General features: G+C 71.8%; 15 protein-coding genes. 9 read left to right on the top strand and 6 right to left on the bottom strand.

Annotation, left to right across the window (positions count from 1 at the left end; translation table 11 throughout):
* Nucleotides 1-8 precede the first annotated feature (8 nt).
* On the bottom strand, nucleotides 9-308 hold the full coding sequence (locus tag ABZ899_RS06390; RefSeq protein WP_361341491.1) for a DUF2530 domain-containing protein: 300 nt from the start codon (nucleotides 306-308) through the stop codon (nucleotides 9-11).
* A 118-nt stretch (nucleotides 309-426) separates the two neighbouring features.
* On the opposite strand from ABZ899_RS06390, the gene ABZ899_RS06385 reads away from it, so the two are divergent.
* The gene (locus ABZ899_RS06385; RefSeq protein ID WP_361341488.1) at nucleotides 427-1,878 is read left to right on the top strand and encodes an NCS2 family permease; all 1,452 of its coding nucleotides are present in this window, start codon (nucleotides 427-429) and stop codon (nucleotides 1,876-1,878) included.
* On the opposite strand, the gene ABZ899_RS06380 is transcribed toward ABZ899_RS06385, so the two are convergent.
* The gene (locus tag ABZ899_RS06380; protein WP_361341486.1) at nucleotides 1,871-2,059 is read right to left on the bottom strand and encodes a ribbon-helix-helix protein, CopG family; all 189 of its coding nucleotides are present in this window, start codon (nucleotides 2,057-2,059) and stop codon (nucleotides 1,871-1,873) included. The genes ABZ899_RS06385 and ABZ899_RS06380 overlap by 8 nt on opposite strands.
* Before the next feature lie 148 nt (nucleotides 2,060-2,207).
* Here ABZ899_RS06380 and ABZ899_RS06375 point away from each other — a divergent pair, with 148 nt between their 5' ends.
* Genes ABZ899_RS06375 through thpR form a run of 3 tightly spaced genes read left to right on the top strand, consistent with a single transcriptional unit; the run spans nucleotide 2,208 to nucleotide 4,637 of the window.
* A complete protein-coding gene (locus tag ABZ899_RS06375) occupies nucleotides 2,208-2,645 on the top strand; it encodes a MarR family transcriptional regulator (RefSeq protein WP_361341483.1) in 438 nt (145 codons plus the stop codon).
* Nucleotides 2,646-2,670: 25 nt separating this feature from the next.
* Nucleotides 2,671-4,023, top strand: coding sequence for an MFS transporter (locus tag ABZ899_RS06370; protein WP_361341481.1), 1,353 nt, complete (start codon nucleotides 2,671-2,673; stop codon nucleotides 4,021-4,023).
* A 41-nt stretch (nucleotides 4,024-4,064) separates the two neighbouring features.
* Nucleotides 4,065-4,637, top strand: a complete 573-nt coding sequence (gene thpR, locus ABZ899_RS06365; protein ID WP_361341480.1) for an RNA 2',3'-cyclic phosphodiesterase — start codon at nucleotides 4,065-4,067, stop codon at nucleotides 4,635-4,637.
* A 124-nt stretch (nucleotides 4,638-4,761) separates the two neighbouring features.
* On the opposite strand, the gene ABZ899_RS06360 is transcribed toward thpR, so the two are convergent.
* Complete coding sequence (locus ABZ899_RS06360; protein WP_361341477.1) at nucleotides 4,762-5,754, bottom strand: aldo/keto reductase; 993 nt, start codon at nucleotides 5,752-5,754, stop codon at nucleotides 4,762-4,764.
* A gap of 106 nt (nucleotides 5,755-5,860) precedes the next feature.
* Entirely contained in the window at nucleotides 5,861-6,541 is a 681-nt protein-coding gene (locus ABZ899_RS06355; RefSeq protein WP_361341475.1) for an SGNH/GDSL hydrolase family protein, read from the bottom strand.
* 133 nt (nucleotides 6,542-6,674) lie between these two features.
* Between ABZ899_RS06355 and ABZ899_RS06350 the strand changes: the two genes are divergently transcribed.
* Complete coding sequence (locus tag ABZ899_RS06350) at nucleotides 6,675-7,646, top strand: WD40 repeat domain-containing protein (protein WP_361341472.1); 972 nt, start codon at nucleotides 6,675-6,677, stop codon at nucleotides 7,644-7,646.
* Nucleotides 7,647-7,653: 7 nt separating this feature from the next.
* On the opposite strand, the gene ABZ899_RS06345 is transcribed toward ABZ899_RS06350, so the two are convergent.
* Complete coding sequence (locus tag ABZ899_RS06345; protein WP_108707457.1) at nucleotides 7,654-8,466, bottom strand: TetR/AcrR family transcriptional regulator; 813 nt, start codon at nucleotides 8,464-8,466, stop codon at nucleotides 7,654-7,656.
* 87 nt (nucleotides 8,467-8,553) lie between these two features.
* Between ABZ899_RS06345 and ABZ899_RS06340 the strand changes: the two genes are divergently transcribed.
* From ABZ899_RS06340 to ABZ899_RS06330, 3 genes are all read left to right on the top strand, one after another.
* Entirely contained in the window at nucleotides 8,554-9,519 is a 966-nt protein-coding gene (locus tag ABZ899_RS06340; protein ID WP_361341468.1) for an ATP-binding cassette domain-containing protein, read from the top strand.
* Nucleotides 9,516-10,337: an ABC transporter permease gene (locus ABZ899_RS06335; RefSeq protein WP_235072040.1), complete on the top strand. Its 822-nt coding sequence runs from the start codon at nucleotides 9,516-9,518 to the stop codon at nucleotides 10,335-10,337. Before ABZ899_RS06340 ends, ABZ899_RS06335 begins: the two co-directional genes overlap by 4 nt.
* Before the next feature lie 231 nt (nucleotides 10,338-10,568).
* The gene (locus tag ABZ899_RS06330; RefSeq protein WP_361341465.1) at nucleotides 10,569-12,149 is read left to right on the top strand and encodes an alpha/beta hydrolase; all 1,581 of its coding nucleotides are present in this window, start codon (nucleotides 10,569-10,571) and stop codon (nucleotides 12,147-12,149) included.
* A gap of 72 nt (nucleotides 12,150-12,221) precedes the next feature.
* On the opposite strand, the gene serC is transcribed toward ABZ899_RS06330, so the two are convergent.
* Nucleotides 12,222-13,340 carry a phosphoserine transaminase gene (serC, locus tag ABZ899_RS06325; RefSeq protein ID WP_361341463.1) on the bottom strand — a complete coding sequence of 373 codons (1,119 nt, stop codon included), beginning with the start codon at nucleotides 13,338-13,340 and terminating at the stop codon, nucleotides 12,222-12,224.
* A gap of 115 nt (nucleotides 13,341-13,455) precedes the next feature.
* Here serC and ABZ899_RS06320 point away from each other — a divergent pair, with 115 nt between their 5' ends.
* Nucleotides 13,456-16,383 (top strand): FAD-binding and (Fe-S)-binding domain-containing protein, encoded by a 2,928-nt coding sequence (locus tag ABZ899_RS06320; RefSeq protein ID WP_361341460.1) that lies wholly within the window; start codon nucleotides 13,456-13,458, stop codon nucleotides 16,381-16,383.
* Nucleotides 16,384-16,452 lie beyond the last annotated feature (69 nt).

Here is a 16,452-nt window from a genome sequence, read left to right as displayed (position 1 = left end):
TACGGCCGCTATTCGGCGGAGGGGGCCGCCGGCTGCTCGGTGCGCGCGCCGGAGGTCTCCTGGTGCGCCGCCGCCCGCTTGAGGGCCGCGTCGCGCCTGCGGACGTACCAGATGCCGATGAGGCCGAGCCCGGCGCCGGCAAGGCAGGTCCACACCCACCAGGTGTGCCCGTGGTCGTCGAACCAGCCGTAGAACGGCAGCTGCGCGACGAAGAGGACGAACCAGATGATGGTGCCGCTGGTGATGGTCGCGACCACGGGGCCCTCCAGGGGCTCCGGCGCCTCGTGCTTGGGGGTCCACTTCGCCATGCGACACAGCTTACGAGGTGATCAGGTCTACGCGCGGAGATGGCTCTTCCGGCCCTTATATGTTCATACTGAAACTGTCTGAGTCTGACCACTTCTCTTCGTAGGAAACACCAAAAACATGTCCACCTCGGCTCCTGCCAAGGCCCCCACCCCTGAACAGCCGGGAGCCGGGCCCGCCTACGGCGCAATCGACCGTTTCTTCAAGATCTCCGAACGCGGTAGCTCCGTGCCCCGCGAGATCCGCGGCGGTCTCGCCACCTTCTTCGCGATGGCGTACATCATCGTGCTGAACCCGATCATCCTGGGCAGCGCGAAGGACATGTACGGGCATCACCTGGACAACGGCCAGCTGGTCACCGCGACCGCCGTCACCGCCGCCTTCAGCACCCTGCTGATGGGCGTCATCGGCAATGTGCCGATCGCGCTCGCCGCCGGCCTCGGCGTGAACTCCGTCGTCGCCCTCCAGCTCGCCCCGCGCATGTCCTGGCCCGACGCGATGGGCATGGTGGTCCTGGCCGGCTTCGTGGTCATGCTGCTCGTCGCCACCGGCCTGCGCGAGCGCGTCATGAACGCCGTGCCGTTCGGCCTGCGCAAGGCCATCGCCATCGGTATCGGCCTGTTCATCATGCTGATCGGCCTGGTCGACTCCGGCTTCGTCACCCGCATCCCGGACGTCGCCCAGACCACGGTCCCGCTCCAGCTCGGTACCGGCGGGCACCTCGACGGCTGGCCCGTGCTGGTCTTCGTCCTCGGCGCGCTGCTCACCCTCGCGCTCATCGTCCGCAAGGTCCCCGGCGCGATCCTCATCTCGATCGTCGCGATGACCGTGGTCGCCGTCGTCATCGAGGCCGTCGCGAAGGTGCCGTCCTGGGGTCTCACCACCCCGAAGTGGCCCGGCAATCCCGTCGCCAGCCCCGACTTCGGCCTGATCGGCGAGTTCAGCCTGTTCGGCGGATTCGGCAAGGTCGGTGTGCTGACCGGTGTCCTCTTCGTCTTCACCGTCCTGCTGTCCTGCTTCTTCGACGCCATGGGCACGATCATGGGCGTCAGCGACGAGGCGAAGCTGACCGACGCCCGCGGCCAGATGCCGGGCATCAACAAGGTGCTGTTCGTCGACGGCCTCGCCGTCGCCGCGGGCGGCGCCAGCTCCTCCTCGGCCACGACGGCGTTCGTGGAGTCCACGGCCGGTGTCGGCGAGGGCGCCCGGACGGGCCTGGCCAACGTCGTCACCGGTGGTCTGTTCGGAGTGGCGCTGTTCCTGACGCCGATCGCCACGATGGTGCCGTCCCAGGCGGCCACCCCGGCCCTGCTCGCGGTGGGCTTCCTGATCCTCGCGAACTCCGTCAAGGAGATCGACTGGGCGGACTACACGATCGCGATCCCGGCCTTCGTGACGATGGTGATGATGCCGTTCACCTACTCGATCACCAACGGCATCGGCATGGGCTTCATCACCTTCGTGGTCCTGCGTCTGGCCGCCGGCCGCGGCCGGGAGGTCCCGGTCGCGATGTACGTGGTGGCGGCGGTCTTCGGCTTCTACTACCTGATGCCGGCGCTGGGTCTCACGTGACGCCGTAGAACCTCTCGGTCTCCTCGACGGCGGACTGGAACCGCTCGTCGAAGTCATCGCGGATGAGCGTCCGGACGACATAGTCCTGGACGCTCATTCCTCTTTTGGCGGCATGCCGGCGCAGCCGGTCGAGCAGCTCGTGGTCCATCCGCAGGCTGAGCACGCTGGTCCCCATGTACATGAGGGTCGCGGCACTTTCCGGTGCGGTGTGTCACGTTCCGCTGCTGGATCACCCATATGAGTGATCGTGGGGTGACGTGGCGGGAGTCACGGGTGGCGCGGGGCATCCCCAGTGGTATTTAGCCAGAGTAATGAGTTACGCTAATGACATGTCGGACCTCACCCACGGCGACGACGCTGCCGCCGTGAACTCCCTGCGCTCCGCGGTCATGCGCCTCTCCCGCCGGCTCAAGCACCAGCGGGTCGACGAGTCGCTGAGCCCCACCGAGATGTCGGTGCTCGGCACCCTCTCCCTCTACGGCAGCGCCACCCCCGGTGAGCTGGCCCGCAAGGAGCACGTCCAGCCGCCGTCGATGACCCGCATCGTCGCCCTGCTGGAGGCCAAGGGCCTGGTCCGGCTGGAGCCGCACCCGGAGGACCGGCGCCAGAAGGTCGTCTCGAAGACCGAACAGGCCGAGACGATGCTCGCCGAGAGCCGCACCAAGCGGAACGCCTTCCTGGCCACCCTCGTCGAGGGCCTCGACGAGGAGGAGTGGGCGACCCTGCGCGCCGCAGCCCCCGTGCTGGAGAAGCTCGCACACCTGTAAGCAGCCACCGAGGAGGCGACCACTTTTGAGTTCGGGACCCGGAGCAGACTCCGCCCCCGCACCGACCACCCACGACTCCCCGCCCACCCCCGAGCACCGCTCCTCGATGTTCAGCTCGCTCAGGATCCGGAACTACCGGCTGTTCTTCCTCGGCCAGGTCGTCTCCAACACCGGGACCTGGATGCAGCGCATCGCCCAGGACTGGCTGGTGCTCAGCCTCACCGGCTCCGCCACCGCCGTCGGCATCACCACGGCCCTGCAGTTCCTGCCCATGCTGCTGCTCGGACTGTACGGCGGCGTCCTCGTCGACCGGCTGCCCAAGCGCCCCACGCTGATCGCCACCCAGTCCGCGATGGCCCTCACCGGCATCGCGCTGGCCGCCCTCACCCTCACCGGACACGTCCAGGTCTGGCACGTCTACCTGGCCGCCCTCGCCGTCGGCCTCGCGACCGTCCTCGACAACCCGGCCCGGCAGTCGTTCGTCTCCGAGATGGTCGGCCCCGGCCAGCTCCAGAACGCCGTCAGCCTCAACTCCGCGAACTTCCAGTCCGCCCGGCTCGTCGGACCCGCCGTGGCCGGCCTGATGATCACCGGTGTCGGCACCGGCTGGGCCTTCCTCGCCAACGGCCTGTCCTTCGTCGCGCCCATCACCGGCCTGCTCCTGATGCGGGCCCGCGAGCTGCACGCCGTCGAACGGGCGCCGCGCCGCAAGGGACAGCTGCGCGAGGGCCTGCACTACGTCGCCGGCCGTCCGGACCTGATCTGGACCATCGTCCTCGCCGGTTTCGTCAGCACCTTCGGCTTCAACTTCCCGGTCTTCCTGTCGGCCTTCGCCGACGACGTCTTCCACGCGGGCGCCGGCTCCTACAGCCTCTTCAACACCCTGATGGCCGTCGGCTCCCTCGCCGGGGCGCTGCTCGCCGCCCGGCGCGGCACCGCCCGGATGCGGGTGCTGATCGCCGGGGCGGTGGCCTTCGGCACGATGGAGATCGTGGCGGCCGTCGCCCCCTCCCTGTGGCTGTTCGCCGTGCTCATGGTGCCCATCGGCATGTTCGGCATGACGGTCAACGTCACCGCCAACAGCAGCATCCAGATGGGCACCGACCCGAGCATGCGCGGCCGCGTGATGGCCCTCTACATGATGGTCTTCATGGGCGGCGCCCCCGTCGGCGCGCCGATCGCCGGCTGGGTCACGGACGCGTACGGCGTCCGGGCCGGCCTCGCCTCGGGCGGCGCCGTGACCGCCGCCGCGGCCGTCGCCGTCGCCCTGGTGCTGGCCCGCCTCGGCGGACTGCGCCTCGCGGTCGGCTGGTGCCACGGCCACCCGAAGGTGCGGTTCGTGCCCCGCGAGCGGGAGCAGCTCGCCACGGCCGCCTGAGTTCCCGGGACGGACACGGGCACGGCGGCGAGACTTCCCCCATGAGACTCTTCGCCGCCGTGCTGCCGCCCGACGACGTGGTACGGGAACTCCACACCGAGGTCGCCGCCCTGCGGAGCCTGCCCGGCGCCGACCGGCTGCGCTGGACCGCCCGGTCCGGCTGGCACCTCACCCTCGCCTTCTTCGGCGAGGTCGACGACGACCTGCTCGCCGGCCTGTCCGGCCGACTGGAGCGCGCCGCCCACCGGACCGCCCCCTTCCGGCTGGCGCTGCACGGAGGGGGCCAGTTCGGGCACGGACGGGCCCTGTGGACGGGCGTGCGGGGCGATGTGCCCGAACTGGGCGTGCTGGCCGGGCGCTGCGAGGCGGCGGCCGCGAAGGCGGGCGTGCCGATGGGGGAGCACCGCCGGTACAAGGCCCATCTGACGCTGGCCCGCAGCCGTACCGCCGTGGACACCCGGCCGTATGTGACGGCCCTCGCGGACTTCGCCAGCCGCACCTGGACGGTGGCGGAGCTGGCGCTCGTCCGCAGCCACCTGCCCACCTCCGGCGTGCCGGGCGAGCAGCCCCGCTACGAGGTGGTCGCCCGCCGGCCGTTCGGCGCCGCCGGTTAACCTCGTGGCGTGGACCCGAAAACCCGTAACCGGATCATGGCCGGTGCGCTCGTGCTGATGTTCGTCCTCGTGGCCCTGGCGGCGGCGCTCGGACGGTGACGCCCGCACGCCGCCCCTCGGGCGCCTACCAGGCGAACGCCTCCGGCGTCGGCCCCGGACCCGGGAACACCTCGTCCAGCGCGTCCAGCAGCTCCTCGCCCAGCTCCAGCTCCACGGCCCGCAGCGCCGACTCCAGCTGACCGGCCGTGCGGGGGCCGACGATCGGGCCCGTGACGCCGGGCCGGGTCAGCAGCCAGGCCAGGGCGACCTCGCCGGGCTCCAGGCCGTGCTTGTCGAGCAGGTCCTCGTAGGCCTGCAGACGGGCGCGTGCCGCCGGGTCGGCGAGGGTGTCCGCCGCCCGCCCGGACGCGCGGCGCCCGCCCTCGGCCTGCTTCTTCAGCACCCCGCCCAGCAGCCCCCCGTGCAGCGGCGACCAGGGGATGACCCCGAGGCCGTACTCCTGCGCGGCGGGGATGACCTCCATCTCGGCGCGGCGCTCATAGAGGTTGTAGAGGCACTGCTCGCTGACCAGGCCGATGGTGCCGCAGCGCCGGGCGGCGGTCTCGTTGGCCTGGGCGATCTTGTAGCCGGGGAAGTTGGAGGACCCGACGTAGAGGATCTTGCCCTGCTGCACCAGCACGTCGACGGCCTGCCAGATCTCCTCGAACGGGGTGTCCCGGTCGATGTGGTGGAACTGGTAGACGTCGATGTGGTCGGTCTGCAGCCGCTTCAGGCTGGCGTCGACCGCGCGCCGGATGTTCAGCGCGGAGAGCTTGTCGTGGTTGGGCCACGCCTCGCCGTCGGCGCCCATGTTGCCGTACACCTTGGTGGCGAGGACGACCTTGTCGCGCCGGTCGCCGCCCTTGGCGAACCAGTTGCCGATGATCGTCTCGGTGCGGCCCTTGTTCTCGCCCCAGCCGTACACGTTGGCAGTGTCGAAGAAGTTGATGCCGGCGTCCAGCGCCGCGTCCATGATCGCGTGGCTGTCGGCCTCGTCGGTCTGCGGTCCGAAGTTCATCGTGCCGAGGACCAGTCGGCTGACCTTGAGTCCCGTGCGTCCGAGCTGCGTGTACTTCATGCAGGGCACGCTAACGACTTCGAGTGCGCTCCAGGCAAGGGCACGCCACACGGTCGGTCGCGGAGGAAGCCGTCCGCCGTCGGGACGAGGTCGACGACCGTGCCGGTCAGAGAGGGCTGTCGTACGGCCCGCCCAGATCCCACGCCTGGTGCATCGCGTCCGCGAAGGCGGCGGCGATCTTGTGTTCGCCCCTCGCGTTCGGGTGGGTGCCGTCGTACGTGTCCAGGTCGATGTCGTACGACGGCGGCGGCGACGCCAGCAGCAGGGGGGAGCCGGGCTGGTCCAGGTCGGCGACCGCCTTCGCCAGGAGTTCGTTGAAGCGGGTGACCTGCGCGGCGAAGGGGGCGTCGTTCGTGGCCCGGACGTTGGGGATCACCGGCAGCACGACGATGCGCACGTGCGGGCCGGCCGTCCGTGCCTCGGCGACGAAGGCCCGTACGTTCTCGGCCGTCTGCTCGGCGTTCGTGTAGAAGCCCAGGTCGATCAGGCCCAGCGAGACGAGGAGCACGTCGGCCCGGTGCGCGCGGACCGCGTCGCCGATCAGCGGGGCCATGTGCTGCCAGCCCTCGCCCCAGCCGGCGAGGTGCGCGCGGGGGAAGTCGGGGTCGGCGTACTCGTACGAGCTCGGGGCCTCCGTGGCCTTGTCGTACAGCGTCTCGCGCGGGCCGACGAGGGCGAAGGGGCCGCCGTAGGTGTCCCGCAGGTGCTGCCACATGCGGTAGCGCCATGTGTGTTCGCCGGCGCTGCCGATGGTCATGGAGTCGCCGACGGGCATGAACCTGAGCATCCGCTCATGATGGACGATCTCCGGGGGCGCGAGGGGCCGGTGGGGTGTGAAGCCCGCCACGCGGCGCCCCGCCCGGGGCGGCGCCGCGAGGGCCCCGGCTCCGAACCCCCGGGCGGGATGGCAGGCTTGGGGCATGCGCCGACCGCTCGCCGTACTCGCCGGGGTCCTGCTCACCGGTGCGCTGACGCTGCCCGCGTCCGCCGCCGACGGGAAGGGGAACGAGGACTTCACGATCAAGGACCCGCGGATCACCGAGTCCAGCGGCCTGGCCGCCTCCCGGCAGCACAAGGGCGTCTACTGGACGCACAACGACCAGGACACCGGCGCCTACCTGTACGCCGTCGACAGCGCCACCGGCAGGACGGTCGCCCGGATCACGATGACCGGCGTGGGCACCCCGCGGGACGTGGAGGCGATCTCCATGGGCCCCGACAACCAGCTGTACGTCGGCGACATCGGCGACAACGACGGTGTGGAGTGGCCCTATGTGTGGATCTACCGGCTGACCGAGCCGAAGGTCCTGAAGGACCAGACGGTCCGGGCCACCCAGTACGTCGTGAAGTACTCCGACGGCACCCGCGACGCCGAGTCGATGGTGGTGCACCCGAAGACCGGGCGCGTCTACATCATCGACAAGCAGGAGGACGGCGGGCACCTGTACGAGGGACCGGCCGAGCTCTCCCCGTCCGGCGCGAACGTCTTCGAGCCGACCGCGCCCGTGGACCTGTGGGCCACCGACGCCGCCTTCTCCCCGGACGGCAAGACCCTGGTCGTTCGCGGCTACTTCGGGGGTCTCGCCTACGACTGGAACGGCGGGAGGCTCAAGCGCCTGGAGCGGGTCGGCGTGCCGCTCGGGCAGGGGGAGTCCGTGTCGTACTCGCCCGACGGAAGCAAGATCATGCTCGGCAGCGAGGGCGTGAACAGCGCGGTGGTGGCGAAGGACGCGCCGGGGGGCACCGGGTCCGACAGCTCGGCGCCCGGCGGGAGTTCGGCCTCCTCGGACGGTGACGGCGGCACGGACGGCACCCTCAAGGTCGGCGCGGTGGCCGTGGTGGCGGTCCTGGTCGTGCTCTTCGCGCTGCGGAGGCTGTTCCGGCGGGCATGAGCGCCGCTCAGTCCGCGTCGCCCGCCGTGCGCCCTGTGCCTGCTCGGTCCTCGTCGCCCGCCGTGCGACGGGCGACGAACACCTCCAGGCCGTCCAGGATGCGCTGCAGGCCGAACTCGAAGTGGTCGAAGTCGGGGCCGAAGGTGTCCTCGGAGAGGCCGGCCAGGACGGGGTAGCGCCCGCTGAGCATGGCCTTCTCCAGCGCCGGCCGCTGGGCCTCCCAGAACTGGGCGTCCGTCAGCCCCGAGCTGCGCTCCGCCTCCTCCTGGTACAGCTGGGTCCGCGCGGCTCCGACGACGTATCCGTCGATCATGATGATCGCCGACAGCAGTTCCGGGTCGGTCAGGCCCATCGGCTTGATCCGGCCGAGCATCTTCTCCAGGCCGTCCAGGGCGTTCGGGCCGAGGATCGGCCGGGACTGGTTGACCTCCAGCAGCCAGGGGTGCCGCCGGTACAGGGCGAGGGTCGCCCGGCCGAGGGCCTCCAGGGCCGAGCGCCAGCCGCCGTCGCCGAGCTCCGCCGCGTCCGCCGAGACGCGCTGCACCCGGTCCAGCATCAGGTCGAGCAGCTCCGCCTTGCCGGGGACGTAGCGGTACAGGGACATGGCGCCGGTGCCGAGCTCCGCCGCGATCCGGCGCATCGACAGCGCGCCGATCCCGTCGCGGTCGGCGACCTCGACGGCGGTCTCCACGATGCGGTCGAGGGTGAGGCCCGGCTTCGGCCCCCGGCTGGGCATCTGCCCCGTGCCCCAGAGCAGGTCGAGGGTGCGCGCGATGTCGCCGCTGCCACTGGTCTCCGTACCGCCGCCACCGCTGCTCATACGGGCAGTCTAGATCCGCGTCCGAAAACTGGGTACACCGTACGCGCCATCGGGTACGGTGTACCCAGTTAATGGAAGGGGGACCCCATGAACGACGACGGTCACGCCGTACGGGCGGAGGGCCTGGAGAAGCGGTACGGCGAGAAGCGCGCCCTGGACGGTTTCGATCTCGCCGTCCGCGCGGGCACCGTGCATGGACTGCTGGGCCCGAACGGCGCGGGCAAGACCACCGCCGTCCGCGTCCTGTCGACGCTGATCAGGGCGGACCGCGGACGGGCGGCCGTGGCCGGGCTCGACGTGGCCCGCCGGCCGCGCGAGGTGCGGGCGCGGATCGGACTGACCGGGCAGTACGCGGCGGTGGACGAGGTGCTCACCGGGCGGCAGAACCTGGAGATGTTCGGGCGGCTGTTCCACCTGGGCGGCCGGCGGGCCCGGCTGCGGGCCGCCGAGTTGCTGGAGCAGTTCGACCTCACCGACGCCGCCGACAGGGGCGTCGGCGACTACAGCGGCGGCATGCGGCGCCGGCTGGACCTGGCCGCGTCGATGATCCTCGCCCCGGCTGTGCTATTCCTGGACGAGCCGACGACGGGGCTCGACCCGCGCAGCCGCGGGGAAGTGTGGGACTCCGTACGGGCGTTGGTGGCGGACGGCACGACCGTGCTGCTGACCACGCAGTATCTGGAGGAGGCCGACCGGCTGGCCTCCCGGATCACCGTCATCGACCAGGGTCGGGCCATCGCCGACGACACCCCGGACGCCCTGAAGAACCGGGTCGGTGGCGACCGGATCGAGGTGGTGGTCGCCGAACGCTCCGAGATCCCGCGCGTGGCAAAGGTCATCGCCCGGGTCGCCGACGGCGAACCCGAGGCGGACGAGACCGAGTTGCGGGTGCACGCCGCCGTGACCGACCGGGTGGCCGCCCTCACGGACGTCGCCCGCACGCTGCAGGACGAGGGCGTACGGGTCGAGGACATCGGTCTGCGCCGGCCCAGCCTCGACGACGTGTTCCTGCGCCTGACCGGACATCGCACGGAGAAGGAGGCGGCGGCATGAGCGCGCTCGACCTGACCGGACCGGCCGGCCGCGGCCGGGTGTACTGGGCGCTCGCGGACTGCTGGAACATCGTCCGCCGGGGCCTGACCCACTACCAGCGCCAGCCGGTCAACATCGCCTGGCAGTTGGGCTTCCCGATCCTTTCCGTCCTCCTGTACGGCTATGTCTTCGGCAGCGCGATGAAGGTGCCAGGGGGCGGCGACTACCAGGACTTCCTGATGCCGGGCATGTTCGTGATGACCATGGCCTTCGGCTTCATCAACACCGCGACCGTCGTGGTGTACGACTCCACCAAGGGCGTCATCGACCGCTTCCGCTCCATGCCGATGGCGTCCTCCGCGGTGGTGGCCGGACGCGGGGTGACCGATCTGATCGTCGCCTGCGCCGAGTTGGCCATCCTGATGCTCACCGCGCTGGCCATGGGCTGGCGTCCGGACGGCGGCTGGGGCTTCCTCGCCGCGTTCGGGCTGCTGCTGTGGCTGCGGTTCGCACTGATCTGGCTCGGCGTCTGGCTTGGTCTGCTGGTTCCCAACCCGGAGGCGGCGGGCGGTCTGTTCGCGGTGGCCTTCCCGCTGACGATGATCTCCAGCATCTTCGTCGCCCCGCAGCTCATGCCCGACTGGCTGGGCTGGGTGGCCGCCTGGAACCCGATCTCCTCCACGGCCGCTGCGACCCGCGAACTGTTCGGCACGCCGGTGGGCGGTGGCGACTCCTGGGTGGAGCAGCACGCGTTGCTGATGGCCGGGGTGTGGCCGGTGATCCTGACGGCGATCTTCCTGCCGCTGGCGGTGCGGCGGTTCCAGAAGCTGAGCCGGTAGGTCGTGCCCGGCCCGGCTCCGTCCTTCGCCTGACGAGGGGGGAGCCGGGCCGGCCGGGTGTCCGGAATTGCCGTAACTCCCGTTTTCCGTGGGGTTTCTGAGAGCGGGCTGTGCCTCGGTTTGGTCAAGTCTTGCTCGAATGCGTACATACGCGGTGCGGTCTTCCGCGACGATGCGGCACGGCCCGCGTCACTCGTGGGTCTGACCCCGACACCGTTGCGAGAGAACTCCATGAGAAGAAGCGCAGCCGTACTGTGCGGCGCCACGGTCGTCCTGGCCGGGACACTCACCGCCGTTCCCGCCAACGCCAGCTCGCCACACTCCGCGAGCACGGCCCTGTCGACCGCCGTCGCCAAGGTCGCCTGGAAGAAGTGCGGGACGGACGACACCCCCACGCTCCAGTGCGGGACGGTCGAGGTGCCGCTCGACTACGCGAAGCCGCGCGGGCGCCAGATCACGCTGGCCGTCTCCCGTGTGCCGCACACCGCGTCCAAGTCCCAGGGCCCGCTGCTCGTCAACCCCGGCGGTCCCGGTGGCAGCGGCCTGTCGCTGGCCGAGTTCGTCGCGTCCTCCCTGCCGAAGGAGGTCGCCGCCCAGTACGACGTCATCGGCTTCGACCCGCGCGGAGTGGGCGAGAGCGAGCCCGCCCTGGACTGCAAGCCGGGCCACTTCGACCCGGTGCGCCCCGACTCCGTGCCGAGCACCCCGGCGCTGGAGAAGGCCAACCTGGCGCGCGCCAAGGCCTTCGCCAAGGCCTGCGGCACGAAGTACGCGGACGTCCTGCCGTACATCGACACGGTCAGCGCCGTGAAGGACATGGACTCGATCCGCAAGGGCCTCGGCGCGTCGAAGATCAACTACTTCGGCTACTCGTACGGCACCTACCTCGGCTCCGTCTACGCCAAGCTGTTCCCCGAGCGGGTGCGGCGCCTGGTGCTGGACTCGATCGTCGACCCGACCGGTGTCTGGTACGACGACAACATCCAGCAGGACTACGCCTTCGACAAGCGCCACAAGGCCTTCATGGCGTGGATCGCCAAGTACGACTCCACGTACAAGCTCGGCACGAACCCGAAGAGGATCGAGGCCAAGTGGTACGCCATGCGCGCGGCCGTGGCCAAGAAGCCGGCCGGCGGCAAGGTGGGTGCCTCCGAGCTGGAGGACATCTTCATACCGGGCGGCTACAACAACGCCTACTGGCCCACGCTCGCCCGGACGTTCGCGGCGTACGTCAACAACCACGACACGGCGGCGCTGGTCAAGGCCTACGACAACATCGCGGCGATCGACGCCTCCGGTGACAACGGCTACAGCGTGTACACCGCCGTGCAGTGCCGTGACGCCTCCTGGCCGCGCGACTGGAAGCAGTGGCGCAAGGACAACTGGGCGGTGTACGAGAAGGCCCCGTTCATGGCGTGGAACAACGCCTGGTACAACGCGCCGTGCGCGTTCTGGCCGACGAAGACGCTGAAGCCGGTCAACGTCGCCAACAGCAAGCTCCCGCCGGTGCTGCTGTTCCAGGCGACGGACGACGCGGCCACGCCCTACCAGGGCGGCGTGACCATGCACCGGCTGCTGAAGGGCTCCAGCCTGGTGGTGGAGCAGGGCGGCGGCAACCACGGCATCACGCTGAGCGGCAACGCCTGCCTCGACAAGCACCTCGCGACGTACCTCACCAACGGCAGGGTCCCGCACGGCAAGGGCACGGTCGACGCGGTGTGCGACAAGCTCCCCGACCCGACGCCGCAGCCCGCGGCGCGGAAGGCGGCCGGCACCGGCACCCTGAGCGCGATCCTGGGCTCCGCCCGCTGATCGACCGACACAACGACAGGGGGCGTCCGGCGACACTCGCCGGGCGCCCCCTTCGTCACGTACGCGGGAAGGTCAGAGCTTCTCGATGACGTAGTCGACGCACTTCGTCAGCGCCTCGACGTCCGCCGGGTCGATCGCCGGGAACATCGCCACCCGCAGCTGGTTGCGGCCGAGCTTGCGGTACGGCTCGGTGTCGACGATGCCGTTGGCGCGCAGCACCTTGGCGACGGCGGCGGCGTCCACCTCGTCCGTGAAGTCGATCGTGCCGATGACCTGCGAGCGCTTGGCCGGGTCGGTGACGAACGGGTTGGCGTACTTGATGTCCTCGGCCCAGCCGTACAGGGTGCGGGCGGAGGTGGCGGTGCGGCGGACCGCCCAGTCCAGGCCGCCCTGGCCGTTGATCCACTCCAGCTGCTGGTTCAGCAGGAAGAGGGTGGCGAGGGCCGGGGTGTTGTACGTCTGGTTCTTGCGGGAGTTGTCGATCGCCGTGGGCAGCGAGAAGAACTCCGGGATGTGGCGGCCGCCGGCGTGGACGCGCTCGGCGCGCTCGATCGCGGCCGGGGAGAAGACGCCGATCCACAGGCCGCCGTCGGAGGCGAAGGACTTCTGCGGGGCGAAGTAGTAGACGTCCGTCTCGGCGATGTCGACGGGCAGGCCGCCGGCGCCGGAGGTGGCGTCGACCAGGACCAGCGCGCCCTCGTCGGCGCCGGCCACGCGCTTGATCGGCATGGCGACACCGGTGGAGGTCTCGTTGTGGGTGAAGGCGTAGACGTCGACGCCCGCCGCCGCGACCGGCTCGGGGTGGGTGCCCGGGTCCGTGGAGACGACGTCCGGGTCGGCCAGCCAGGGGGCGAGCTTCGCGGCCTTGGCGAACTTGGAGGAGAACTCGCCGAACGTGAGGTGCTGCGACCTGTTCTCGATCAGGCCGTGCGTCGCGATGTCCCAGAACGCGGTGGAGCCGCCGTTGCCGAGGATCACCTCGTACCCGTCGGGCAGGGAGAACAGCTCCTTGATGCCCTCGCGCACCTGGCCGACCAGGTTCTTCACCGGGGCCTGGCGGTGGGAGGTGCCCATGAGGGAGGTACCGGTGGCGGCCAGCGCGTCCAGCGCTTCCGTCCGCACCTTGGAGGGGCCAGCGCCGAAACGTCCGTCGGCGGGCTTGATGTCAGCGGGAATCTGGATCTCAGCCACGACACGGAGGGTAGCCGGTGGAGGAAACCCGGGTGAAACCTCGTCCGTCCGGTGAGACGGCGCGGTCCCGGCCCCGCGCGGGCGCCCGCCGTCACCGGGCTGGTTGAGTGGACGCATGGCGGAACTGGAGACGGAACTGCGCGCGGCCGTCCGGGGCGAGGTCGGGTTCGACGTCACGTCCCGTGCGCTGACGACGATGGACGCGTCCAACTACCGGCGTGTCCCGCTGGGGGTGGTGGCCCCCCGGGACGCCGACGACGTCGCCGCCGCGCTGGCGGTGTGCCGGGAGCACGGGGTGCCGGTGGTGGCGCGCGGCGGGGGCACGTCCATCGCCGGTCAGGCCACCGGCACCGGTGTCGTCCTGGACTTCACCCGGCACATGGACCGGCTGGTGTCCCTGGACCCGGGGACGCGCACCGCCGTCGTGCAGCCCGGACTCGTCCTCGACCGGCTCCAGGAGGCCGCCGCCCCGCACGGCCTGCGCTTCGGGCCCGACCCGGCCACGCACAGCCGCTGCACTCTCGGCGGCATGATCGGCAACAACTCCTGCGGATCCCACTCCGTGGCGTGGGGGACGACCGCCGACAGCGTGCGCGAGCTGGACGTGCTCACGGCGCGCGGCGACCGGCTGCGCCTGAGCCGGGAGTGGGCGGGTGCGCCGGAGGGGCTGCGGGCCCTGGTGGAGGGCGACCTGGCGCGGCTGCGGACCGGTTTCCCCGAGCTGCCCCGCCGGATCTCCGGGTACGCGCTGGACGCGCTGCTGCCCGAGAACGGCGCCGACGTGGCCCGCTCGTTCTGCGGCAGCGAGGGCACGCTCGGCGTGCTCACCGAGGCGGTCGTCCAGCTCGTTCCGGCGCCCCGCGCGCGGGCGCTCGCGGTGCTGGCGTACGCCGACGAGAGCGCCGCCGCCGAGGCGGCGGCCGGGCTGCTGCCGCTGGGGCCGCTCACCGTGGAGGGCATGGCCGCCGACCTCGTGCCGGCGTCGGCCGCGCTGCCCCGCGGCGGCGCGTGGCTGTTCGTGGAGACGGGCGGGGAGTCGGCGGGCGAGGCACGCGCCCGGGCGGAGGCGGTCGTGCGCGCCGCCGACGTGGCCGACGCGGCCGTCGTCACCGACCCGGCCGGGCAGCGGGCCCTGTGGCGCCTGCGGGAGGACGCGAGCGGCACGGCGACGCGGATGCCGGACGGCACGGAGGCGTGGCCCGGCTGGGAGGACTGCGCGGTGCCGCCGCGCCGGCTCGGCGCGTATCTGCGGGAGTTCCGGGCGCTGCTGGCCGCGCATGGGCTGCGCGGGGCGCCGTACGGGCACTTCGGGGACGGCTGCATCCACGTCCGGATCGACTTCGACCTGCTCACCGAGCGGGGCGTCGGCCGCTTCCGGCGCTTCTCCGAGGAACTGGCCGCCCTGGTCGTGGCGCACGGCGGCTCGCTGTCCGGGGAGCACGGCGACGGGCAGGCGCGGGCCGAGCTGCTGCCGAGGATGTACGGGGAGGAGATGGTCCGTCTCTTCGAGCGCGCCAAGGGCGTGTGGGACCCGGACGGCCTGCTCAACCCGGGGATGCTGGTGCGCCCGGCGCCGCTCGACACGAACCTGCGCTTCGCGGTCCTGCCCCGTGAGCCGGTGGACGTCGCCTTCGGCTACCCGGCGGACGGCGGTGACTTCGCGGCGGCCGTACGGCGCTGCGTCGGAGTCGCCAAGTGCCGTACGACGTCGGTGTCCGGGTCCGCCGTGATGTGCCCGTCGTTCCGGGTGACCGGAGCCGAGGAGCACTCCACGCGCGGGCGTGCCCGGCTGCTGCACGAGATGCTCGCCGGGGAACTGGTGACCGACGGGTGGCGCTCGGACGAGGTGCGTGACGCGCTGGACCTGTGCCTGGCCTGCAAGGGGTGCCGCTCCGACTGCCCGGTGGGCGTGGACATGGCCACGTACAAGGCGGAGTTCCTGCACCACCACTACGCGGGCCGGCGCCGGCCCGCCGCTCACCACAGCATGGGCCGGCTGCCCCGGTGGCTGCGCCTGGTGGACCGTACGCGGGCGGCGGCCCTGGTCAACGCCCTCGCCGCCGTCCGGCCGCTGGCCCGGCTGGCGAAACGGCTCGGCGGGATCGCGCCCGAGCGGCGGCTCCCGCCACTCGCGACCCGGACCTTCAGCCGCTGGTGGGAGACGAGGGAGAGGCCCGCGGCCCCGGCGGGCGGGGAGCGGGTCGTGCTGTGGCCGGACACCTTCACCGAGCATCTGTCGCCGTCCGTCGGGCAGGCGGCCGTCCGGGTGCTGGAGGCGGCCGGACTGCGGGTCGCGCTGCCGCCGACGGTGCGCATGACCCCGTCCGGGCGGGGCGAAGGGACGCAGGTGGCGATGGACCCGCTGTCCGTGCTGCGCGGCCGGCGGCGTGTCTGCTGCGGGCTGACGTACGTCTCCACCGGTCAGCTCGACCGGGCCCGCGCGGTGCTGCGGCGCACGCTGGACCTGATGGAGCCGCTGCTGGAGCGGGACACGCCCGTGGTGGTCCTGGAGCCCAGCTGTGCCGCGTCGCTGCGCTCGGACCTGCCCGAGCTGCTGCACGACGACCCGCGCGCCCGGCGGCTCGCCGACCGCGTCCTGACCTTCGCCGAGGCCCTGGAGCGGTACGCGCCCGGCTGGGCGCCGCCCCGGATCGGGCGGCCGGCGGTCGGGCAGACCCACTGCCACCAGCACGCCGTCCTCGGCGACGGACCCGACCGGCGGCTGCGGGAGGCGGCAGGGCTGACGGGCGAGCTGAGCGGCGGCTGCTGCGGCCTCGCGGGGAACTTCGGGTTCGAGAAGGGGCACTACGACGTGTCCGTGGCATGCGCGGAGGAGCAGCTGCTGCCCGCCGTGCGGGACGCCGGGGAGGGCGCCGTGGTCCTGGCGGACGGCTACTCCTGCCGGACCCAGCTGGCGCAGCTCGCGGGCGTGCGGGGCCGGCACCTGGCCGAGGTCCTCGCGGACGCGCTGGAGACGGCGGGACGGGGCCGTCCGGGATCGGATGGACCCGCAGGAGATGAGGGGGGAGCGGGGCGCGCCTAGGCTGACGATCAGTGGAACGCCGCCCCGGCCGCGGCCCCTCCCGGACCGTCCGTCCGGTCAGCGACAGGA

Source organism: Streptomyces sp. NPDC046859 (assembly GCF_040645135.1).
Taxonomy (GTDB): Bacteria; Actinomycetota; Actinomycetes; order Streptomycetales; family Streptomycetaceae; genus Streptomyces.
The sequence above is the reverse complement of the archived record's forward strand: the minus strand, read 5'-3'. Positions and strand labels throughout refer to the sequence as shown.